Source organism: Mesorhizobium sp. M0189 (genome assembly GCF_040322135.1).
Taxonomy (GTDB): Bacteria; Pseudomonadota; Alphaproteobacteria; order Rhizobiales; family Rhizobiaceae; genus Mesorhizobium.
On sequence record NZ_JAMYSW010000007.1, the window covers coordinates 27537 to 44672 of the forward strand.

The 17136-nt window shown below is 63.3% G+C and carries 16 protein-coding genes and 1 pseudogene; 12 read left to right on the forward strand and 5 right to left on the reverse strand.

Annotation, left to right across the window (positions count from 1 at the left end; all coding sequences use genetic code 11):
* The first annotated feature begins 159 nt into the window (after positions 1-159).
* Positions 160-1247 (forward strand): annotated as a pseudogene (locus NKJ09_RS14985) (AbrB family transcriptional regulator).
* A gap of 19 nt (positions 1248-1266) precedes the next feature.
* Here the strand turns inward: NKJ09_RS14985 and NKJ09_RS14990 are convergent.
* Positions 1267-1581, reverse strand: coding sequence for a nuclear transport factor 2 family protein (locus NKJ09_RS14990; protein WP_352494774.1), 315 nt, complete (start codon positions 1579-1581; stop codon positions 1267-1269).
* Between the two features lie 591 nt (positions 1582-2172).
* Between NKJ09_RS14990 and leuA the strand changes: the two genes are divergently transcribed.
* From leuA to NKJ09_RS15010, 4 genes are all read left to right on the forward strand, one after another.
* On the forward strand, positions 2173-3849 hold the full coding sequence (gene leuA, locus NKJ09_RS14995; RefSeq protein WP_352494798.1) for a 2-isopropylmalate synthase: 1677 nt from the start codon (positions 2173-2175) through the stop codon (positions 3847-3849).
* Positions 3850-3991: 142 nt separating this feature from the next.
* Positions 3992-5782 carry a tetratricopeptide repeat protein gene (locus NKJ09_RS15000; protein WP_023719258.1) on the forward strand — a complete coding sequence of 597 codons (1791 nt, stop codon included), beginning with the start codon at positions 3992-3994 and terminating at the stop codon, positions 5780-5782.
* A gap of 185 nt (positions 5783-5967) precedes the next feature.
* Positions 5968-6771: an alpha/beta fold hydrolase gene (locus tag NKJ09_RS15005; RefSeq protein WP_352494773.1), complete on the forward strand. Its 804-nt coding sequence runs from the start codon at positions 5968-5970 to the stop codon at positions 6769-6771.
* A 133-nt stretch (positions 6772-6904) separates the two neighbouring features.
* Positions 6905-7522, forward strand: coding sequence for a hypothetical protein (locus tag NKJ09_RS15010; protein ID WP_352494772.1), 618 nt, complete (start codon positions 6905-6907; stop codon positions 7520-7522).
* Positions 7523-7598: 76 nt separating this feature from the next.
* Here NKJ09_RS15010 and NKJ09_RS15015 read toward each other — a convergent pair whose 3' ends face one another.
* Positions 7599-8543, reverse strand: a complete 945-nt coding sequence (locus tag NKJ09_RS15015; RefSeq protein ID WP_352494797.1) for a metallophosphoesterase family protein — start codon at positions 8541-8543, stop codon at positions 7599-7601.
* Positions 8544-8596: 53 nt separating this feature from the next.
* Here NKJ09_RS15015 and NKJ09_RS15020 point away from each other — a divergent pair, with 53 nt between their 5' ends.
* Positions 8597-9094 carry an NUDIX domain-containing protein gene (locus NKJ09_RS15020; protein WP_023719262.1) on the forward strand — a complete coding sequence of 166 codons (498 nt, stop codon included), beginning with the start codon at positions 8597-8599 and terminating at the stop codon, positions 9092-9094.
* Positions 9095-9187: 93 nt separating this feature from the next.
* Positions 9188-9661: an ABZJ_00895 family protein gene (locus NKJ09_RS15025; protein WP_280940419.1), complete on the forward strand. Its 474-nt coding sequence runs from the start codon at positions 9188-9190 to the stop codon at positions 9659-9661.
* 10 nt (positions 9662-9671) lie between these two features.
* On the opposite strand, the gene NKJ09_RS15030 is transcribed toward NKJ09_RS15025, so the two are convergent.
* Positions 9672-10661: a glutathione S-transferase family protein gene (locus tag NKJ09_RS15030; protein ID WP_352494771.1), complete on the reverse strand. Its 990-nt coding sequence runs from the start codon at positions 10659-10661 to the stop codon at positions 9672-9674.
* Between the two features lie 272 nt (positions 10662-10933).
* Here NKJ09_RS15030 and NKJ09_RS15035 point away from each other — a divergent pair, with 272 nt between their 5' ends.
* From NKJ09_RS15035 to NKJ09_RS15050, 4 genes are all read left to right on the forward strand, one after another.
* The gene (locus NKJ09_RS15035) at positions 10934-11470 is read left to right on the forward strand and encodes a GNAT family N-acetyltransferase (protein WP_352494770.1); all 537 of its coding nucleotides are present in this window, start codon (positions 10934-10936) and stop codon (positions 11468-11470) included.
* A 63-nt stretch (positions 11471-11533) separates the two neighbouring features.
* A complete protein-coding gene (locus NKJ09_RS15040; protein ID WP_352494769.1) occupies positions 11534-12295 on the forward strand; it encodes a 3-hydroxyacyl-CoA dehydrogenase in 762 nt (253 codons plus the stop codon).
* 16 nt (positions 12296-12311) lie between these two features.
* Positions 12312-13073 carry a HugZ family pyridoxamine 5'-phosphate oxidase gene (locus tag NKJ09_RS15045; protein WP_352494768.1) on the forward strand — a complete coding sequence of 254 codons (762 nt, stop codon included), beginning with the start codon at positions 12312-12314 and terminating at the stop codon, positions 13071-13073.
* Positions 13074-13246: 173 nt separating this feature from the next.
* Positions 13247-13585, forward strand: a complete 339-nt coding sequence (locus NKJ09_RS15050) for an ArsR/SmtB family transcription factor (protein ID WP_023679553.1) — start codon at positions 13247-13249, stop codon at positions 13583-13585.
* An 80-nt stretch (positions 13586-13665) separates the two neighbouring features.
* On the opposite strand, the gene NKJ09_RS15055 is transcribed toward NKJ09_RS15050, so the two are convergent.
* Positions 13666-14670, reverse strand: coding sequence for a L,D-transpeptidase family protein (locus NKJ09_RS15055; RefSeq protein WP_352494767.1), 1005 nt, complete (start codon positions 14668-14670; stop codon positions 13666-13668).
* 300 nt (positions 14671-14970) lie between these two features.
* Between NKJ09_RS15055 and NKJ09_RS15060 the strand changes: the two genes are divergently transcribed.
* On the forward strand, positions 14971-15768 hold the full coding sequence (locus NKJ09_RS15060; protein ID WP_023719270.1) for a TrmH family RNA methyltransferase: 798 nt from the start codon (positions 14971-14973) through the stop codon (positions 15766-15768).
* A gap of 137 nt (positions 15769-15905) precedes the next feature.
* On the opposite strand, the gene NKJ09_RS15065 is transcribed toward NKJ09_RS15060, so the two are convergent.
* Complete coding sequence (locus NKJ09_RS15065) at positions 15906-17069, reverse strand: coiled-coil domain-containing protein (protein ID WP_352482035.1); 1164 nt, start codon at positions 17067-17069, stop codon at positions 15906-15908.
* Between the last annotated feature and the right edge of the window lie 67 nt (positions 17070-17136).

Sequence of the window (17136 nt, forward strand, 5' to 3'; positions counted from 1 at the left end):
CGACGTGACATCCAATCTCCCCACTAGAGGGGGAGATGTCCGGCAGGACAGAGGGGGGCGCGAAGGATCGCTACGGATGGCTGGTGCCATTACCACCCAAGCCCTTTTCCCCCGCAAAAAGGGTTCGCATTTTTTCGCGACCGGTCTAAGAGCCGATCTATGGATTCTTCCCCGAACCCGCCGGCCATCGAGCACCTGGGGCGGATCCACAAGGGCTGGCAGTGGCCGGTCCTGGTGGTGGTCTCGGTGCTGTTTGCCGGCGCGCTGGAACTCGCCGCCCTGCCCGCCGCACTGCTGATCGGGCCGATGCTGGCTGCCATCGCTGCCGGCACCAACGGCGCCACGGTGCGCGTGCCGCGGGTTCTGTTCGGCTCCGCCCAGGCGGTCGTCGGCTGCCTGGTCGCCAGTTCCATCTCGGCCGATATCTTCCCGTCTTCTACAAGGAATGGCCGCTGTTCCTCGGCGTCGTGATGGCGACGGTCGCGGCATCCAGCCTGCTTGGCTGGCTGATCAGCCGCTGGCGCATCCTGCCCGGCACCACCGCCGTCTGGGGTTCGTCGCCGGGCGCCGCCACCGCCATGGTGCTGATGGCCGGTGCCTTCGGCGCCGACCAGCGCCTCGTCGCCTTCATGCTCTATCTGCGCGTCATCTGCGTCTCGATGACGGCGGCCCTGGTGGCCAAGCTTTGGGTCGACACCTCAGGCATCGAGGTGCCGGCCATCGTCTGGTTTCCGCCGGTCGACCCGAAAGGCTTGGCCGCGACATTCGGCGTGGCGCTGGTCGGCGGCCTCGCCGGAAAGCTTTTCAGGCTGCCGTCGCCGTTCTTCCTCGGCACCTTCATTTTCGGCACCGTGATCCATCTCGGGCTCGGCGTGACCATGCAGCTGCCGCCCTGGCTGCTCGCCTTGAGCTATACGATGATCGGCTGGAGCATCGGCCTGAATTTCACCAGGGCCATCTTGCGCCACGCGGCCCGCGCGCTGCCGCAGATCGTCGGCTCGATCATTGCCCTGATCGTCTTTTGCGGCGGCCTCGCCTTCCTGATCAGCCGCCTGCTCGGCATCGATCCGCTGACCGCCTATCTGGCGACCAGCCCCGGCGGCATGGACAGCGTCGCCATCATCGCCGCCGCCGCGCAGCACGTCGACATCTCCTTCGTCATGGCGCTGCAATCGGCACGCTTCCTGATCGTGCTTCTGGTCGGCCCAAGCGTGGCGCGGCTGGTGGCGAGAAGCCTGCGGGAGTAAAGACCAGCCGGGCAGTGCGTCAGCTGATCACCAGGCCCGATATACGCTCGCCGTCCAGCGTGAAGACCATATCGCCGTCGCCGTTGAAACCGTTGCCTTCGACGGCGATGCGAACGCGGTAGGTGCCGTCCTTCGCTGCGATGCCGAGGATGCGGAGTCTGGATTGCACGCCGATATTGTCCGACTGGTTCCAGCGCGCAATCTGCTCGCGGCCCTTGAACGACCGGCCCCAGTCGCTCAGGAAGGCGTCGGGCGTGAAACTGTCCAGGAAGGCTTCGCTATCGCCGGCATTGGTGGCTTCGACAAAGCGGCGGATCGGATCGGGTGTGGTCATGTTTCCTCCTGGGAGGTGCCGGAAATAAAAAACCCGCCTCGACGGCGGGTCCTCGGCGCCAATCAGCACCATAGCCAGATTAGTAGCATAGCTGCCGGCACAAAGCAAGAACAAAGTTGCCCCACCCTCAACTTTGAATGTTGGCGAAAACCAAGGCGACATCCAATCTCCCCCTTGCGGGGGGAGATCGGCAGCTTCTGCGACGGCGAGGCTCCCACTTGCCTCGCTTTGCCCGCTCCTGTATGAAATCCGCCATGAGCCCGCGCGCCACCTCTTTTGCGTCCCGCCCGACCGGCATTGCCGGCCAGACCGTTCGCGCGCTTGCCTCCACCCTGCTGCTTCTCGGCCTTATCGGCGATCGCCGGGTTCGCTGAAGGAGCGCCCGGCGGTCGAATTGCCGCTCACGCGCACGCTCCTTGGCCAGTCACAAATTGGCACGTCACATCAAGCGAACGAAATTCTGGTAAAGGCGCCGCTCGCCACCAATCCGGCTGAAGCTGGATCCGCGAGCCGCCGGGAGAAATGACGATGAACGCACGAGAAGATATCCGTCTGAATGTAGAGGAAATCAGCAAGCCTGCGGTAAAGGGCATGCCGGACGCCGCCCGCAAATACCAGCCCTATCCGACCGTCGGCCTTGCCGATCGCACCTGGCCTTCGAGAGTGATCGACAAGGCGCCGATCTGGTGCTCGGTCGACCTGCGCGACGGCAACCAGGCGCTGATCGATCCGATGGGCCAGGAACGCAAGGCGCGCATGTTCGCCCTGCTGCTCGACATGGGCTTCAAGGAGATCGAGATCGGCTTCCCGTCGGCCTCGCAGACCGACTTCGATTTCGCCCGCTGGTGCATCGAACAAGGCAACGTGCCCGCCGACGTCTCGCTGCAGGTGCTGGTGCAGTGCCGGCCGGAACTGATCACCCGCACTTTCGAGGCGCTCAAGGGTGCCACCAACCCGATCGTCCATTTCTACAATTCGACGAGCGAGCTGCAGCGCCGCGTCGTCTTCGAGAAAGACGTCGCCGGCATCAAGCGGATCGCCACCGATGCGGCCAAGATGATCACCGACATGGCGGCGAAGGCCGGCGGCGGCTATCGTTTTGAATATTCGCCGGAGAGTTTTACCGGCACCGAGCTCGAAGTGGCGCTGGAGATCTGCAACGCCGTCACCGAAATCGTCCAGCCGACGGCGGAAAACAAGCTGATCATCAACCTGCCCTCCACGGTCGAGATGTCGACGCCCAACATCTATGCCGACCGCATCGAATGGATGTGCCGCAATCTCGACAACCGCGAGAACCTGTTGATCTCGCTGCATCCGCACAACGACCGCGGCACCGGCATCGCCACCACCGAACTCGGCCTGATGGCGGGCGCCGACCGCGTCGAAGGCACGCTGTTCGGCAATGGCGAGCGCACCGGCAATGTCGACATCGTCACGCTGGCGCTCAACATGTACACGCAAGGCGTCGATCCCGGGCTCGACTGCTCCGATATCAACCGCATGAAGGACGTCTACGAATACTCCAACCAACTGAAGATCCCCGAGCGCCATCCCTATGTTGGCGAGCTCGTCTACACTGCCTTTTCCGGCTCGCACCAGGACGCCATCAACAAGGGCATGAAGGCGCTGCGCAAGGCCAACACGCCGCACTGGGAGGTGCCCTATCTGCCGATCGACCCGGCCGATGTCGGCCGCAGCTACGAAGCCATCATCCGCATCAACTCGCAGTCCGGCAAGGGCGGTATCGCCTATGTGCTGCATGCGGATTACGGCCTCAACCTGCCGCGCAACCTGCAGATCGAGTTCAGCCAGGCCATCCAGGCGATCACCGACGCCGAAGGCAAGGAGGTGCCGGCCAAGCGCATCTACGAGCGCTTTCTCGACACCTATGTCGACCAGCCCGGCGCGCGGCTGAAGTTCCTCGACCACCACACCTACCCCGACACCGAGGTCAAGGGCCGGCGCGTGGTCGAAGCGGTGATCCTCGACGGGGGCAAGGAGGTGACCATATCCGGCACCGGTACTGGCCCGATCGACGGCTTCGTCGATGCGCTGTCGCGCCACGTCGGGGTGCCGATGTCGGTGCTCGATTATTCCGAGCATTCCATGCAGCGCGGCTCGAATGCCTCGGCCATTTCCTATGTCGAGATGGAACATCCGGGCGGCAAGCTGTTCGGCGCCGGCATCAACACCAATATCGTCGCCGCCTCGCTCGAAGCCGTGGTTTCGGCCGCCAACCGCATCGTCGGCCGGAAGGGCGGCTAGCCGAAACTGCCAGGCCCGCGCCATCAGCCACCGGATATTTATCCGGTGGGTACGCTATCGCACCATAAGCACATGCTTGTAAGGCGGCGCCAGCGCTATATGATCGTACCTCAACCTGTGCCGAATTCGAAGGGATCGACACTTGCAGCATACCACGCCTGCCGCCCCCGCAGTGCGCGAAACGTTGGAGCGATTGCTGGCCAGCGAAACGTTCGGACGATCCGAGCGCGCGCGCAAGCTGCTCCGCTACCTGGTCGAGCGCGAGCAGGCAGGCGAAGCCGACCGGCTCAAGGGCTTCTCCATAGCGATGGACGTTTTTGGCAAGGACGGCGATTTCGATCCGTCGACCGATGCGGTGGTGCGGGTGCAGGCCGGCAGGCTGCGCGAGCTGCTGCAGCAGTACTTCGCCAACGAGGGCGTTGCCGAACCGGTCCGCATCGCCATTCCGCGCGGCGGCTATGTTCCATCCTACGAACTCAATGCCATTCGCTTGCCGGCGGAGGCCGAGGCAGAGAGCAAGCCGCAGCCGGCGACAGAGGAGGCGGCGACGAGCGCCCCGCCTGGATCCTCGGAGGATGCCCGCAACCGGGCACATCCGGCTGCATTGCTGAGCGTTCCAGCGCTCAGCCCCGCTGCACCGTCGCTGCAGCGCCATTTGCAGTTCTTCTGGCTGGCGATCGCGCTGGTCATCCTCATGCTGGGTGTGCTGATCCTTCGCCAGGGCAGCGTGGTGTTGCTGACCGGCGGCGACACGGCGGTCGAGACCGCGGTGGCGACCGGCAGCATAGCGGCGCCTCCGGTTGAAACCCTCCCCCAGGTTTACATTGCCATCAAGGCCGACAGCGACGTGGCTCGCCGTGTCGCTGCATCACTGCGCGCCGGCCTTAGCGGCTTCGATACCATCAACTTCATCGGTCGTGATGCCGACAGCCCGCCCGATCCACTTACCGACGCCGCCAGCTTCGTGTTCGATGTCCTGCCCGGGCCGCGCAGCGGCGACATTATGCTCGAGCTGCAGAGCGTGGCGACCGGCCGCGTGCTGCTGTCACGCAACCTGACCGCCGGCGACAGCGCAAACACCGCTATCGAGGACCAAATCTCCGGCATTTTGAGCTCGGCTCTTCCCGCCTCGGGCACGATCTACAATTACATCGAGCAGAGCGGCATCCAGACCGGGCTGACGGCGTGTCTGGTGCTCAACGGCAAATATTATCTCGACCAGAACGCGCAGACGCACGAAGCCGCCTACCGCTGCCTCGAAGATCTTGCCAACCGGGAGGCGAAGTCGTCGCTCGTCTATTCGGAACTCGCGTCCTTGCATCTGGAGGCGGTCACCGACCATTATCCCTACCCCGCCGACGCGACGATGGAAAAGGCGATGATGTTTGCCCATCGCGCCATCCAGATGGGCCCCACCAGCCCCTATGCGCACCGCGCCCTTGGTTATCTCAATTCGCGCATCGGCAATTCCGAGGAATCGATCCGCTGGATGCGCAAGGCTTACGAACTCAATCCTTACGATCTCGCAATGGCCGCCGCCTATGGCTACGGGCTCGTTTTCGCCGGCAGGTACAGCGAGGGCACCCCGATCCTTGCTCACGCGGTGGATATCGCCAGCGCCCATCCGACATGGTGGGATTACGGGCTGTTCGCAGGAGAGTTCATGATGGGCGACATGAACAAGGCGACGCTTGCCAGCGACGGCTTGCGAACGACGGAAATGAAATCGCATTATCTGGCGGCGCGGCTGATCGGTGCCAACGCTGCCGGCCGCGAAAAGCTGGCAAGCAGGCTGCTGCAGGAATTGACCACAAAATTCCCGAAATTCGCAGCCGATCCGCGTGCAACGTTCGTCGAGCGCAGATATCCCGCCGATCTGACCAACCGACTGGTAGAGGCCCTGCGCGCCGCCGGGCTTGGCGGTGCCAGCTGACGTCTTCCGGCGCGCGAACGACGTCAGCTGATCGCGAAAATTTTACTGGCCATCCGCACGGCCAAAGCGCAATTCAGACACGATTGAACCGCCCCAAACCCATCGCGGCATAAAGACCAATCGCGGCACAAAGACTGATCCCCCCGGCATCCGGACTGATCCCGGCACAAACCCATTAAGTTTGCATGACCCGATCCCTTTACGCTGCCGAACGGGGCACCGGCCCGACGACGATTGTCTTCCTGCATGGCTTCGGTGGCTGCCACGACGACTGGCGCGATGTGGTCGCGCCTCTGGCTCCGGGCGCGCGGACCTTGGCCTATGATCTGCCGGGTCATGGCTTGTCGTTCGATTTTCCGGGCGGCGGTCCGGCCAGGATCGCAGCCAGTGCCGTCCTTGCGGACCTTTCCGCACGCGGGATAAAGCGGGCCCATCTCGTCGGCCATTCGATGGGCGGCGCCGTGGCCGCCCTGATGGCATTGAGCGAGCCCGAAAGAATGGCCTCGCTGACGCTGCTGGCACCGGGCGGTCTTGGTCCTGAGATCAATGGCCCGCTGCTGCGCCGCTACGCCGCCGCTGCCGGCACCGACGAAATCCGCGCCTGCCTTGCCGCCATGTCGGGACCGCAAAGCCAGCCCCCGCAGCACCGGGTCGATCTCCTCAACGAGATGCGCCAGCGTCCCGGCCAGTTGGGGACACTTGTCGAGCTCGCAGCCGCAATGACCAGGGATGATCGGCAAGGTGTCATCCCGAGCGAACGGCTTGAAACGCTGAACATGCCGGTGATGGTGGTTTGGGGGACGGACGACGCGGTGCTGCCTGTCAGCCAAGCGGACGGCCTGCCGAAGCGTTTTCATCTGCACCACGTGCTGGAAGCCGGCCATATGCTGGTCGAGGAAGCGCCCGGCCTGATCGTCGAAGCCGTCCGTCGCAATATGAGGCGCCGCGGCAGGCGGCTTCGTCCGGGATTCGCCGCTGCGGCGAGCTGATCGGTCTTCGCACAGGCACGGCGGCGGCGCTGGTGCTGCTCCAGCGAACCCTTGCCCACCCATCGATCTCGCAAGTGCATTTTGCTGGCGGCTGTGTTAATTCGGTGTTAACCAAACCCGCGAGGCTACGCCGATGAAGGACGCAGGCGAGAACATCACCCAGATCGATCAGTCGCGAAAACTGTCCGATGCCATTCGCGACGTCAAGAACGCCTTCGCCGACCGCGACGATGTCGTCGTCGACATGCGCGAGGCGCATCGTATGCGGCTCGATCTGCTTGCCGCCGAACTCGCGCCGGTGTTCGGCGACGTACCCACCGACATGGACAGTTTCGACTTCGCCGTCTCGTCCGGCCTGCAGCCAAGGCTGTGGATCGACGCCGTCAGCCATGTCGCCATGGGACGCGACCGCCGCACCTACCGCTTTCTCAAGGACACGCGCATCGGCCGCGTCGTGCTCGCCGAGTCGACCGAGATGAAGGTCGTTGCCGATCAGGTGACGCGCTATGTCGCCGAGCGCGTCGTCGAACGCCAGAGGATGATGGAAGGCGGCATCGAGCAGGCCGTCGCCGGCCTGAAACGCGCCCTGGTGGCGGAGGCCGAGCCGCCGCTGCATGTCCCTGCGCGCAGCAACGGCTGGTCGGCCTTCTTCTCGGGCCTGGGCCTGATCGCCGCCGGCGCCCTGGTCGGCCTGGCGATTTCGCTCGTGCTGTTCTGGGACCGCATCGTCGCAATGAAAATCAGCTTCTAGAGCCATTCAGCGTTTCACGGAAACGCTGAACGGCTCTATCTCTTTGTTTTGACGCAATTCCGGACGGAAAACCGTTTCACACTTTTCCTGGAATTACTCTAGCCATCGACGCCTCGGCCTCGACGCCAAGCTCCATTGTCTGCAGGTCGCTGGGCGGCAATGCCGGCCCGGTCAGGCCGCGGCGCGTCAGCTTGATCCGCCAATTGTCCTTTTCACCGTCGATGTCGAGCAGATTGTATTGCGCCGGCGCATGCGAACTGCCGGGGGCCTGCCCGGCGGCGGCGACCCCGACCACCGGGATTTTGGCCTTGCGGGCGCCGATGAAGAAGAGCGACGGCACATGCGAATGGCCGTGCAGCACAAGCTCGGCGCCGTGCCGGTGAAGAACCTTGTGGAAGCGCGAGATGCCAAACAGCCGCTTGTTCTGCGAAACGGCGCCGCGCACCGGCGGGTGGTGGATCATGATCACCCGGAACAGGCCGCGCTTGCCTGTGGCGTCGAGCATGTCGCGCAGCCTTTCCGCCTGGCCTTCCAGAAAGAAGCCGTTGGCCATGAACGGAGCCGTGGCGCGCGCCGTGGAGACGCCGATCAGCGCAGCATCGCCGCGCACGCGCAGATAGGGAAAGGTGTTGCGGTCGACCGGCGTATTGACGCCGTCGCCGGTCATCCATGCTGCCCAGGACCGGCAGGTCTTGTCGAAGGCGCCCGGCACATAGGCATCATGATTTCCTGGCACGACCGACACGTCATTCGGCGAGCCCAGCGTCTCCAGCCAGTGCTTGGCCATCTCGATCTCTCCGTCGAGCGCCAGATTGACCAGGTCACCGGTGATGGCGAGATGGTCCGGCCCGCTGGCCTTCATGTCGGCGACGATCGTGTCGATGACGGCGTCGTGCATGTGGCGGCGGCGGTTACGCTGCCAATTGACGTAACCGACCACGCGCTTGGAGGCGAGATCGCGATAGGTTACATCGGGAAGCGGCCCCAGATGGACATCGGAAATATGCGCGAGCCTGAACATCTTTTCTTCATAGGCGAGGCGCGCGCGGCTTTCCACTCACGGTTTCGCGGACGATGACGCCGGATCCGGAGCAAGCCCTGCGCCAGACCGGCTGGCCAGGCTTCAGGGCAAGGCTGTTTCACCTGTACTTCGTACTGCGGCGGCCGATGACGCTCGGCGTGCGCGGCTTGATCCACGACCGCCCCTCCAATTCCATCTTCCTCATCCGCCACACCTATGTCCCTGGCTGGCACCTGCCCGGCGGTGGCGTCGAGTTGGGCGAGACGATGATCGAAGCGCTGACGCGCGAAGTCTTCGAGGAAGGCAACATCGCGCTGACCGGACCGCCGGTGCTGAAGTCCCTGCATTTCAACCGCCGCGCCAGCCGCCGCGATCATGTCGGTCTCTATCTGGTCGAGGAGTTCGATCAGCCAGCACCCAAGCTGCCCGACCGCGAGATCGCCGAAGCCGGCTTCTTTCCGCTCGACCGCTTGCCGGAAGGCACGACACCGGCGACGCTGCGGCGGATTGCCGAAGTTTTTGAGGGGAATTCGGCATCGCCTTACTGGTAGATCATCTCTCCAACAGCTTTGGCTGCTTCGGTTTAGGCCGGCAACATCCATTGTTCTCCGAGAGAAATATATATATTAGGCGATAAGAGAAAAATGAAACATAGCCAAAACGACAGGCTTAGAATCGTACTATATATCTCACTTTACACGGTAATTACTGTGACAACAATTCTTGCTACAGCCTTAATTTCGACAATGGTCCTTGGGATAGATCCATCCAGGTTGGAAAAAAGTGGAAGAGGCATCCAGTTCGCAATACAACTTTTTGCGGCATTCGTGACATATTTCGTTTTTATAAAGCGACATGCTCGGCTTTTTACTCGCACTGAATTCTGGAAAATGGTCGGCTTCTCAAGCCTGATAGAAATGGGTTTGGGAATGGCCGTGCTTCTGCTGTCGGGATCGTTTCGCGCAATCCCGCTCCAGATGTCGGTCCAGATCGTCATGATCGGCGGCATCGTGGCGTTCCTGGCAACGTCGCTCGGCTACTCCAATCGATTTGGAAATACCACATTGAAAGCTGATCTCGTCAGACGGGCAAAGATGGACTCAGAAACCTTCCGCTAGGGCGCCGGTCTCACGCCGCCTTCCTGAACCTGTCGCGGTCGTGCAGCGCGCCATAGTCGAGCTCAGGCCCGACCGGCACGATGCGTGTCGGGTTGATGGTCTCGTGGCTGCCGTAATAGTGCGACTTGATGTGGTGCAAATTCACCGTGCCGGCGACGCCTGGCACCTGGTGGAGGTCGCGCAGATAATTCGACAGGTTCGGATAGTCGGCGATGCGGCGCAGATTGCACTTGAAATGGCCGACATAGACCGGGTCGAAGCGGACCAGTGTCGTGAACAGCCGCCAATCCGCCTCGGTGATGCGGCCGCCGACGAGATAGCGCTGCCTTGACAGACGGTCCTCCAGCATGTCGAGCGTCGAGAACAATTCGCCGAACGCCTCCTCGTAGGCTGCCTGCGTGGTGGCGAAGCCGGCACGGTAAACGCCGTTGTTGACCGCGGGATAGACCAGCGCATTGACCGCATCGATCTCGCCGCGCAACGGTTGCGGATAGAAATCGAGCTTGGCATCGCCCCATTCGTCGAAGGCCGAATTGAGCATGCGGATAATCTCGGAGGATTCGTTAGAAACGATGGTCTGCTCGCGTTTGTCCCACAGCACGGGAACGGTGACCCGGCCCGAATAGCCGGGATCGGCCCTGGTGTAGATCTGGTGCAGGAAATCGAGGCCGTAGAGCGTGTCGCCGGTGGCGCCGTCCTCGGCCAGGAACGTCCAGCCGTCGGTTCCCATGAAATGATGGACGACCGCGACGGAAATCACGTCCTCGAGTTTTTTGAGCACGCGAAAGATCAACGTCCGATGCGCCCACGGGCAGGCGAGCGAGACATAGAGGTGGTAGCGGCCGGGCTCGGCCTTGAAGCCACGTTTTCGCCCTTCGGCCGGGAAGCCGTGGCGGGTCACCCAGTCGCGCCACTGCGACCGCGCCCGCACGAATTTGCCGCCGCTCTCCCCGGTATCGTACCAGCGGTCCTGCCATTGGCCTTCGACTAGCAATCCCATGAAATGTCCTTTCGCGTTCCTGCCTGATGTAGGGCATGAAATGGACCTGCCGAAATCGCCAGCGCTGAACAGATCGTCAACAGCTGCGTCGTCGAGCGCAACCGGCCGATTGCGGCGGCTGAAAATTGGTGCTAGCGGACAATCCGCATGTTCGACTTTGCCCTAATCCGGTTCGACCGACGACGAAAGAGCGCCCGCGCTTGATGAAGCGCTGACTGGCGAACGCTGCCGCTTGCAGCAAACCTTTCCTCGCATACCGGAACGCAAAGACCATGAGCCTTGCCGACGTGAAATACCTGCCGGAAACTCCGGCGCATGATCCTGAAATCGAAGCCATCAATGACGAAGCCTTCGGGCCGGGCCGTTTCGTGCTTGCTGCCTACAGGATCCGCCAAGGTGGCCCGCATGAACGGGCTTTGTCCTTCGTGGCCGTCGACGGCGCAACCGTCGTCGCCTCGGTACGGATGACACGCATCGCCGCGGGCGCCGGCCGCGCGCTGATGCTAGGGCCGCTCGCCGTGCAGCCGGCCTTCAAGAACCTCGGCATCGGCCGCCGGCTGGTGGCAATCGCGCTCGAAGCCGCTGCCAAAGCCGGCGCGCCGGCCGTGATGCTGGTCGGCGACGAACCCTATTACGGTCCGCTCGGCTTCAGGAGGCTGCCGCGTGGGCAGATCTCGATGCCGCGTCCGGTCGACCTCGACCGGCTTTTGGCGCACGAGATCGTGCCGGGCGCAGTGGCAAGGCTGGTGGGCGAGGTTTGCCACGCCGACCAGGCGAGGATTGGCGAGCACATCGCGGCGATGGCGTGACCGTGCCGGTGCTGTCGCACGGTGGCTTGGCAGAATAGTCTGGGCTCGGAGGAGGACGTCGAGATGAACCCGAACGGCCAGATTGCGATCGTCACCGGTGGCGGCTCCGGCCTTGGCGAGGCGACGGCGCGCGCTCTTGCCGCCGGCGGCGCCAGGGTTGCCGTCCTCGATCTCGGCATCGAGCGGGCGGCCAAGGTGGCGGCCGACATCGGCGGCATTGCCGTCCGATGCGATGTGAGCGACGCGGAAAGCGGTGCCGCTGCTGTCGCGGAAGTGGCTGAGACGCTCGGCGAGCCGCGCATCCTGGTCAATTGCGCCGGCATCGTTATCGGCATGAAGACGATCGGCAAGGACGGACCACATCCGCTCGACCAATACCGCAAGGTGATCGAGGTCAATCTGATCGGCACCTTCAACATGATCCGCCTGGTCGCCGACCGGACCGCCAGGCTCGAACCGCTGCAGGGCGGCGAGCGCGGCGTTATTATCAACACCGCATCGGTCGCAGCCTATGACGGCCAGATCGGCCAGGCTGCCTATTCCGCGTCCAAGGCCGGCGTCGTCGGCATGACGCTGCCGGTGGCGCGCGATCTCGCCCGCTCCGGCATTCGCGTCTGCACCATCGCACCCGGCATCTTCAGGACGCCGATGATGGCCGGCATGCCGCAGGAGGTGCAGGATTCGCTCGGCGCCGCTGTGCCCTTCCCTTCCCGTTTGGGCGAGCCTTCGGAATACGCGGCACTTGCCTTGCACATCATCGAGAACCAGATGCTCAACGGCGAGACAATTCGCCTCGACGGCGCTATCCGCATGGCGCCGAAATAAACGCGACGGTGGTGCTTTGGACAAACCAAAAAAGGACGTGATCCGCGCGACCGATCCCGAGGCGATCAGGCTGGCAAAGACGCTGATCCGCAGCGCCCGTTTCGGCGCGTTGGCAGTGCTCGAACCAGGAACCGGTTCGCCGCTGGCCAGCCGGGTCGGCGTCGCCACAGACATCGACGGCACGCCATTGATCCTGGTATCGATGCTGTCCGCCCATACCGGCGCCATCCTTGCCGACCCGCGCTGTTCGTTGCTCGTCGGCGAACCCGGCAAGGGCGATCCGCTGGCGCATCCGCGATTGACGCTCGTCTGCCGCGCCGTGCGGCTGGAACGCGGCTCGAACGAGCACGCCCGCGCCGAGCGGCGCTACCTCAACCGCAATCCCAAGGCAAAACTCTATGCCGGGCTCGGCGACTTCTCGATCTTCCGGCTCGAACCGGAGCGCGCCAGCCTGAACGGCGGCTTCGGCAAGGCCTATCTGCTCGACCGCACCGATCTGGTCGCGACGGGAGCGATCGTCGAAGAGCTTGCCGCCGGGGAGCAATCGGCGCTCGACCACATGAACGCCGACCATCTCGATGCGATTGCCCTCTACGCAAGCCATTTCGGCGGGGCCGAGAGTGACGGCTGGATCGTCACCGGGTTCGACGCCGACGGGATGGATCTCATATCGGGCGACAATGTCTGTCGGGTTTTCTTCCCCGAGCCGCTGAGAGCGGCGCGCGACCTCAGGCCTGTCCTGGTTGACATGGCAAAGGCTGCCCGATCGGCAAATTAATCACAGCCGCACGGTTAATCGGCTTGCATGGAAAGCAAGCCTTGAGATTTGAGCGAAATGTTCTACCTTTGCGAGTGACGCTGAATCGCTGGCGTGCATCTATAGGGAAAGTCTATGGAATCCGACGCTATTGCCCCCATAGCGGCGGATGAGCAAGAAGGCATGGGGGATCTATGGTCTCGAACAAACTAGTCGCCAACGCCGGAACCGCGGCTGCGTTTCTGACGCTGATGGGCAACGAAAAACGTTTGTTGATCATGAGCTATCTGGCCGAGGGCGAGATGTCGGTCGGCGCCATAGCCGAGAAGGTGTCGCTCAGCCAATCCGCCCTGTCGCAGCATCTGGCCAAGCTCAGGGCTTCCGACCTTGTCGAGACCCGCCGCGATCGGCAAATGATCTATTATTCCTGCAAATCCGCGGCGGTCCGCGAATTGCTGCACATGCTGGACGGCATTTTCGGCGAAGGTGAGCTGTCGCAGATGGCTCACCGGCTGCGTCGCGCCGGGACCTGATTGGCCGGGGCGGCCGGAGCGGAGGATGCCCCGCCAAGTCCGTTTGGCCGGCAAGTCCGCTTTGCTGCCAAGTCCGCCTGCTACTCAGCGCGCTCGTCGGCGGCCTGCGCAATCTCGTCCTTGAACTCGACCTTCGTGCCCGGCTGCACCATGGAAGCAAGGTCTTCGGCATCCCAATTGGTCAACCGGATGCAGCCATGCGAAAAGGTCGTGCCGATCTTGCCCGGTTCGGGCGTACCGTGGATGCCGTAGCTTTCGATGGAGAGATCGATCCAGACCAATCCCACGGGATTGTTCGGCCCGGCAGCGATGGTGAAGGGCCGCTTGGTCTTGACCCCCTTGAAAGCGAAGTCCGGATCGTAGTGATAGGTAGGGTTGTGCACCACGCGCTTGACCTCTGCCGTGCCGCTTGGCGCCGGTTTCTCATCGCTCCCAATCGAGGCGGGGTAGACCGCCAGCCATTTGCCGGCACGGTCGAGCACACGCACCAGGCGAGCGCCCTTGTCGATCTCGACGGCGGCAACCCCGGCGGCAGGGTCGCCCCTGCCGACATCAGGCACCACCAACGTCCTGCCTGGTTTCCTGAGACTGGTGCCAGGATTAAGCATTCTCAACAATTGTTCGCTGATATGGAAGCGCTCGGCCAACTTCTCCACCGCATTGCGGTAACCGAGCCGCCGCAAGCGGGCCATCCTCTCCAAGCGGGCCGGAATACGCTTGGTGAAAGGTCCGCGCACGTCCTTGCGCATCACCTCATAGGTCACCAGCACCGGCCTGGCGGAGGTTGCGATGAGTTTGCTCCAGGTCTGTGGATCGAGCTTGCCGTCGGGCGGAAGTCCGTTTGCCGCCTGAAACGCGGCGACGGCCTTGGCGAAGTTCTGGGAAAGACGACCGTCGATCAGGCCCGGCGAGAAGCGGGCGCGATCCAGAAGGATCTGCGCCTTCAGCAGCATCGGATCGACACCCTTCGGTTCGCCGATAGTGAATTGGGCCTGATTGACGGTGGCTGGATCGAGCTTGGCTGCGCGAGCCACGCCGCATGCGAGGGCAAGCGTGGCGGCGAAGACGAGGAGGAGCCTGATCATCGATGTCCTCCCAGGACTGCAGCAGGAGCCCGCTTCTATGACGCGGCATGGCCCTGTGTGGTTCCTTCGCCCGATCGAAATTCTGAATTGAAGCGGCTTGGCCGAAGGGCCGTGCCGCGGGAATCAAGTATTTCTCGTCGCCAGGGGGCCTCGGCCCGGCGTCCAGTGATTGGGCTTGACCGTTCGAACGGCGTGCATCCATTTGGACGCTGAGATACGGTCCGAGCTTCGGATCCGGCATCATGCCTTCCGAAACCGAATCCCGATTCGCGGCCGATGCCATGGTCGGCCGAGGAAGCCATGAATCCGATCCGCATAGACGACCCGCAGGATCCCCGCGTCGCCGCCTATCTCGACATCCGGGAGCGAGATCTTGCCGGCCGGCAAGGCCGTTTCGTCGCCGAAGGCAAGGTGGTGCTCGACACGCTGCTCGCCGCCCGGCGCTTCGAGGCAGAATCGGTGCTGGTACTCGAAAACCGGCTGGCCGGCCTCGATGACGTCCTGCGCAAGGCGCCTGCCGGGCTCCCGATCTATGTCGCATCCAGCGAAATCATGGACAGGATCGCCGGATTCCACATGCATCGCGGCATATTGGCGATCGGCCGCAAAGGTGCGGCCATCTCCGCTGAGGCCTTGCTCGGCGCGCTGCCCGCCCGCGCGCTGATCGTTGTGCTGGTCGGCATCGCCAATCATGACAATATGGGCTCGATCTTCCGCAATGCCGCCGCCTTTGGCGCGGATGCCGTGCTTCTCGATCCGACCTGCTGCGATCCGCTGTACCGCAAGGCAATCCGCGTCTCGGTGGGCGCCGCCTTGAAAGTCCCCTTCGCCTCCTTTGCCGACGCCGCCGGCTGCATCGCCATACTCGACCAGCAAGGCTTCAGCCAATTCGCGTTGTCGCCGCACGGGCAAATCGACATTCGCGATGCCAAGAGAAACGAGCGGCTGGCTCTCTATCTCGGCACCGAGGGCGAAGGCCTGCCGGAAAGCCTGCTTGCTCGCCTGCAGACGCTGCGGATCGGTATGGCGCAGGATTTCGACAGCCTGAATGTCGCAGCGGCGTCAGCCATCGCACTTCATCATTTTTCCGGGGCCTGATGCATGTCGCGCAAAAGTGTGCAGCGGTTTTGCGGTAACGACATGCATCAAAACAAGAACATAAAGCGCGTCGCATGAGGCCGGTCGAACACGACGCGCTTTAGAGCCGGGCGTCTCGCTCTTGCGCTTGCGGCGTCTCAGTTGGTCGATGCGGCCTTCTGCAGCGCCCGCACGCGATCGGCAAGGCTGCGTCCGCCGCTCTCCGGCCGCGCATCCTCAGGCGCTGCAAGCGCCTGGGCGATCGGCGAATCCGGGCCGTCGAGCTTGGCCGTCAAGGCGACGACTTGCGCTGCCAGATCGTTCATCTCTTCGCGCAATGCCGCGCTGGCGCTGCCGGTATCGTCTCCGGCGTGTGATTTCGATGTTTCGACGGCAGCAAGATCTGTCTTCAGCCTCCTGTTCTCGCGTGCCAGCGATGTCAGCCTGGCCTCCAGCCGCTCGCGGTCGGCATCGAGCTTGGCGCTTGCCTTTTCGATGTCGCCGTTGGCGGTCGCATTGACCTGGCTTCCTGGCATGCCGGCAAGGGCCGCCGCAGGCGGGCTTTCAGCGCCTTTCGCCCTTTCGCGAAGGCGCACCAGTTCCTTTTCGCGGCGCTCCAGCCTGTCCTCGCGATCGGCCAACGTGGCGAGCAGGCGTTCGACCTTCTTTTCCAAGTCGCCGGTTCTTTTCTTCTCGGCCTTCAGCGCGTCCCGCAAAACCTTGCTTTCGGCTGTCAATTCCTGGCTGCGCCTGTCCGCCTCCTTGCGCTGGCCGCGCAGCAGCGAAATGTCGCTTGCCAGCTTCTGCAGCTCGGATTCGCGCGCCACCAACTCGATCTGCCGGCTGCTGGACGAAAAACTGGCGTCGTCATACATGTGCTCCAGTTTTCGCAGTTCGAGCCCGCGCTTTTCGAGCGCGCGCTCGGTCTCCGCAAGCCTCTCCGACAGCTGCTGCAGCTGCTCATCGCGCTTGCGAAGCTCCTCGCTCCTGGTTGTGAGGTCGGCGACGACCCGGTTCTTGTCCTGCCGCTCGGCCGCCAATTCCTTCAGGGCTTCGCGGTCGCGGCCGATCTCGACCAGCTGTTCGGCGGCTTTCTCGCGCAATGACTTGATGGTCATTTCGAGCCGGCGCGCCGAAACGGCGAACTCGGCGCGGACGCGATCCTTGTCCGCCTGGATCTCGGCCAGCGTCAGCGGCATCGAACCCTCGACGCGCCTGCGCGTCAGCGCCACCGCCCGCCGCCAGACGGCCGGGGCAATCATCAGCGCCAGAAAGCCCGCGCAGAGAAAGCCGAGGACAAAGAACAGGATCGACTGGACCAAGATGACTATCCGTTATGCATGGCCGGCCGTTATGGGCGGCAGGCAATGGTCAAAGTTCGACTTTGCC

Bases quoted from the DNA above. Each gene is read 5' to 3' on its own strand.
- NKJ09_RS14990 (WP_352494774.1), bottom strand. From the start codon at position 1,581: ATGACCACACCCGATCCGATCCGCCGCTTTGTCGAAGCCACCAATGCC.
- leuA (WP_352494798.1), top strand. From the start codon at position 2,173: ATGCCGGACGCCGCCCGCAAATACCAGCCCTATCCGACCGTCGGCCTT.
- NKJ09_RS15005 (WP_352494773.1), top strand. From the start codon at position 5,968: ATGACCCGATCCCTTTACGCTGCCGAACGGGGCACCGGCCCGACGACG.
- NKJ09_RS15010 (WP_352494772.1), top strand. From the start codon at position 6,905: ATGAAGGACGCAGGCGAGAACATCACCCAGATCGATCAGTCGCGAAAA.
- NKJ09_RS15015 (WP_352494797.1), bottom strand. From the start codon at position 8,543: ATGTTCAGGCTCGCGCATATTTCCGATGTCCATCTGGGGCCGCTTCCC.
- NKJ09_RS15020 (WP_023719262.1), top strand. From the start codon at position 8,597: ATGACGCCGGATCCGGAGCAAGCCCTGCGCCAGACCGGCTGGCCAGGC.
- NKJ09_RS15025 (WP_280940419.1), top strand. From the start codon at position 9,188: ATGAAACATAGCCAAAACGACAGGCTTAGAATCGTACTATATATCTCA.
- NKJ09_RS15030 (WP_352494771.1), bottom strand. From the start codon at position 10,661: ATGGGATTGCTAGTCGAAGGCCAATGGCAGGACCGCTGGTACGATACC.
- NKJ09_RS15035 (WP_352494770.1), top strand. From the start codon at position 10,934: ATGAGCCTTGCCGACGTGAAATACCTGCCGGAAACTCCGGCGCATGAT.
- NKJ09_RS15040 (WP_352494769.1), top strand. From the start codon at position 11,534: ATGAACCCGAACGGCCAGATTGCGATCGTCACCGGTGGCGGCTCCGGC.
- NKJ09_RS15050 (WP_023679553.1), top strand. From the start codon at position 13,247: ATGGTCTCGAACAAACTAGTCGCCAACGCCGGAACCGCGGCTGCGTTT.
- NKJ09_RS15055 (WP_352494767.1), bottom strand. From the start codon at position 14,670: ATGATCAGGCTCCTCCTCGTCTTCGCCGCCACGCTTGCCCTCGCATGC.
- NKJ09_RS15060 (WP_023719270.1), top strand. From the start codon at position 14,971: ATGAATCCGATCCGCATAGACGACCCGCAGGATCCCCGCGTCGCCGCC.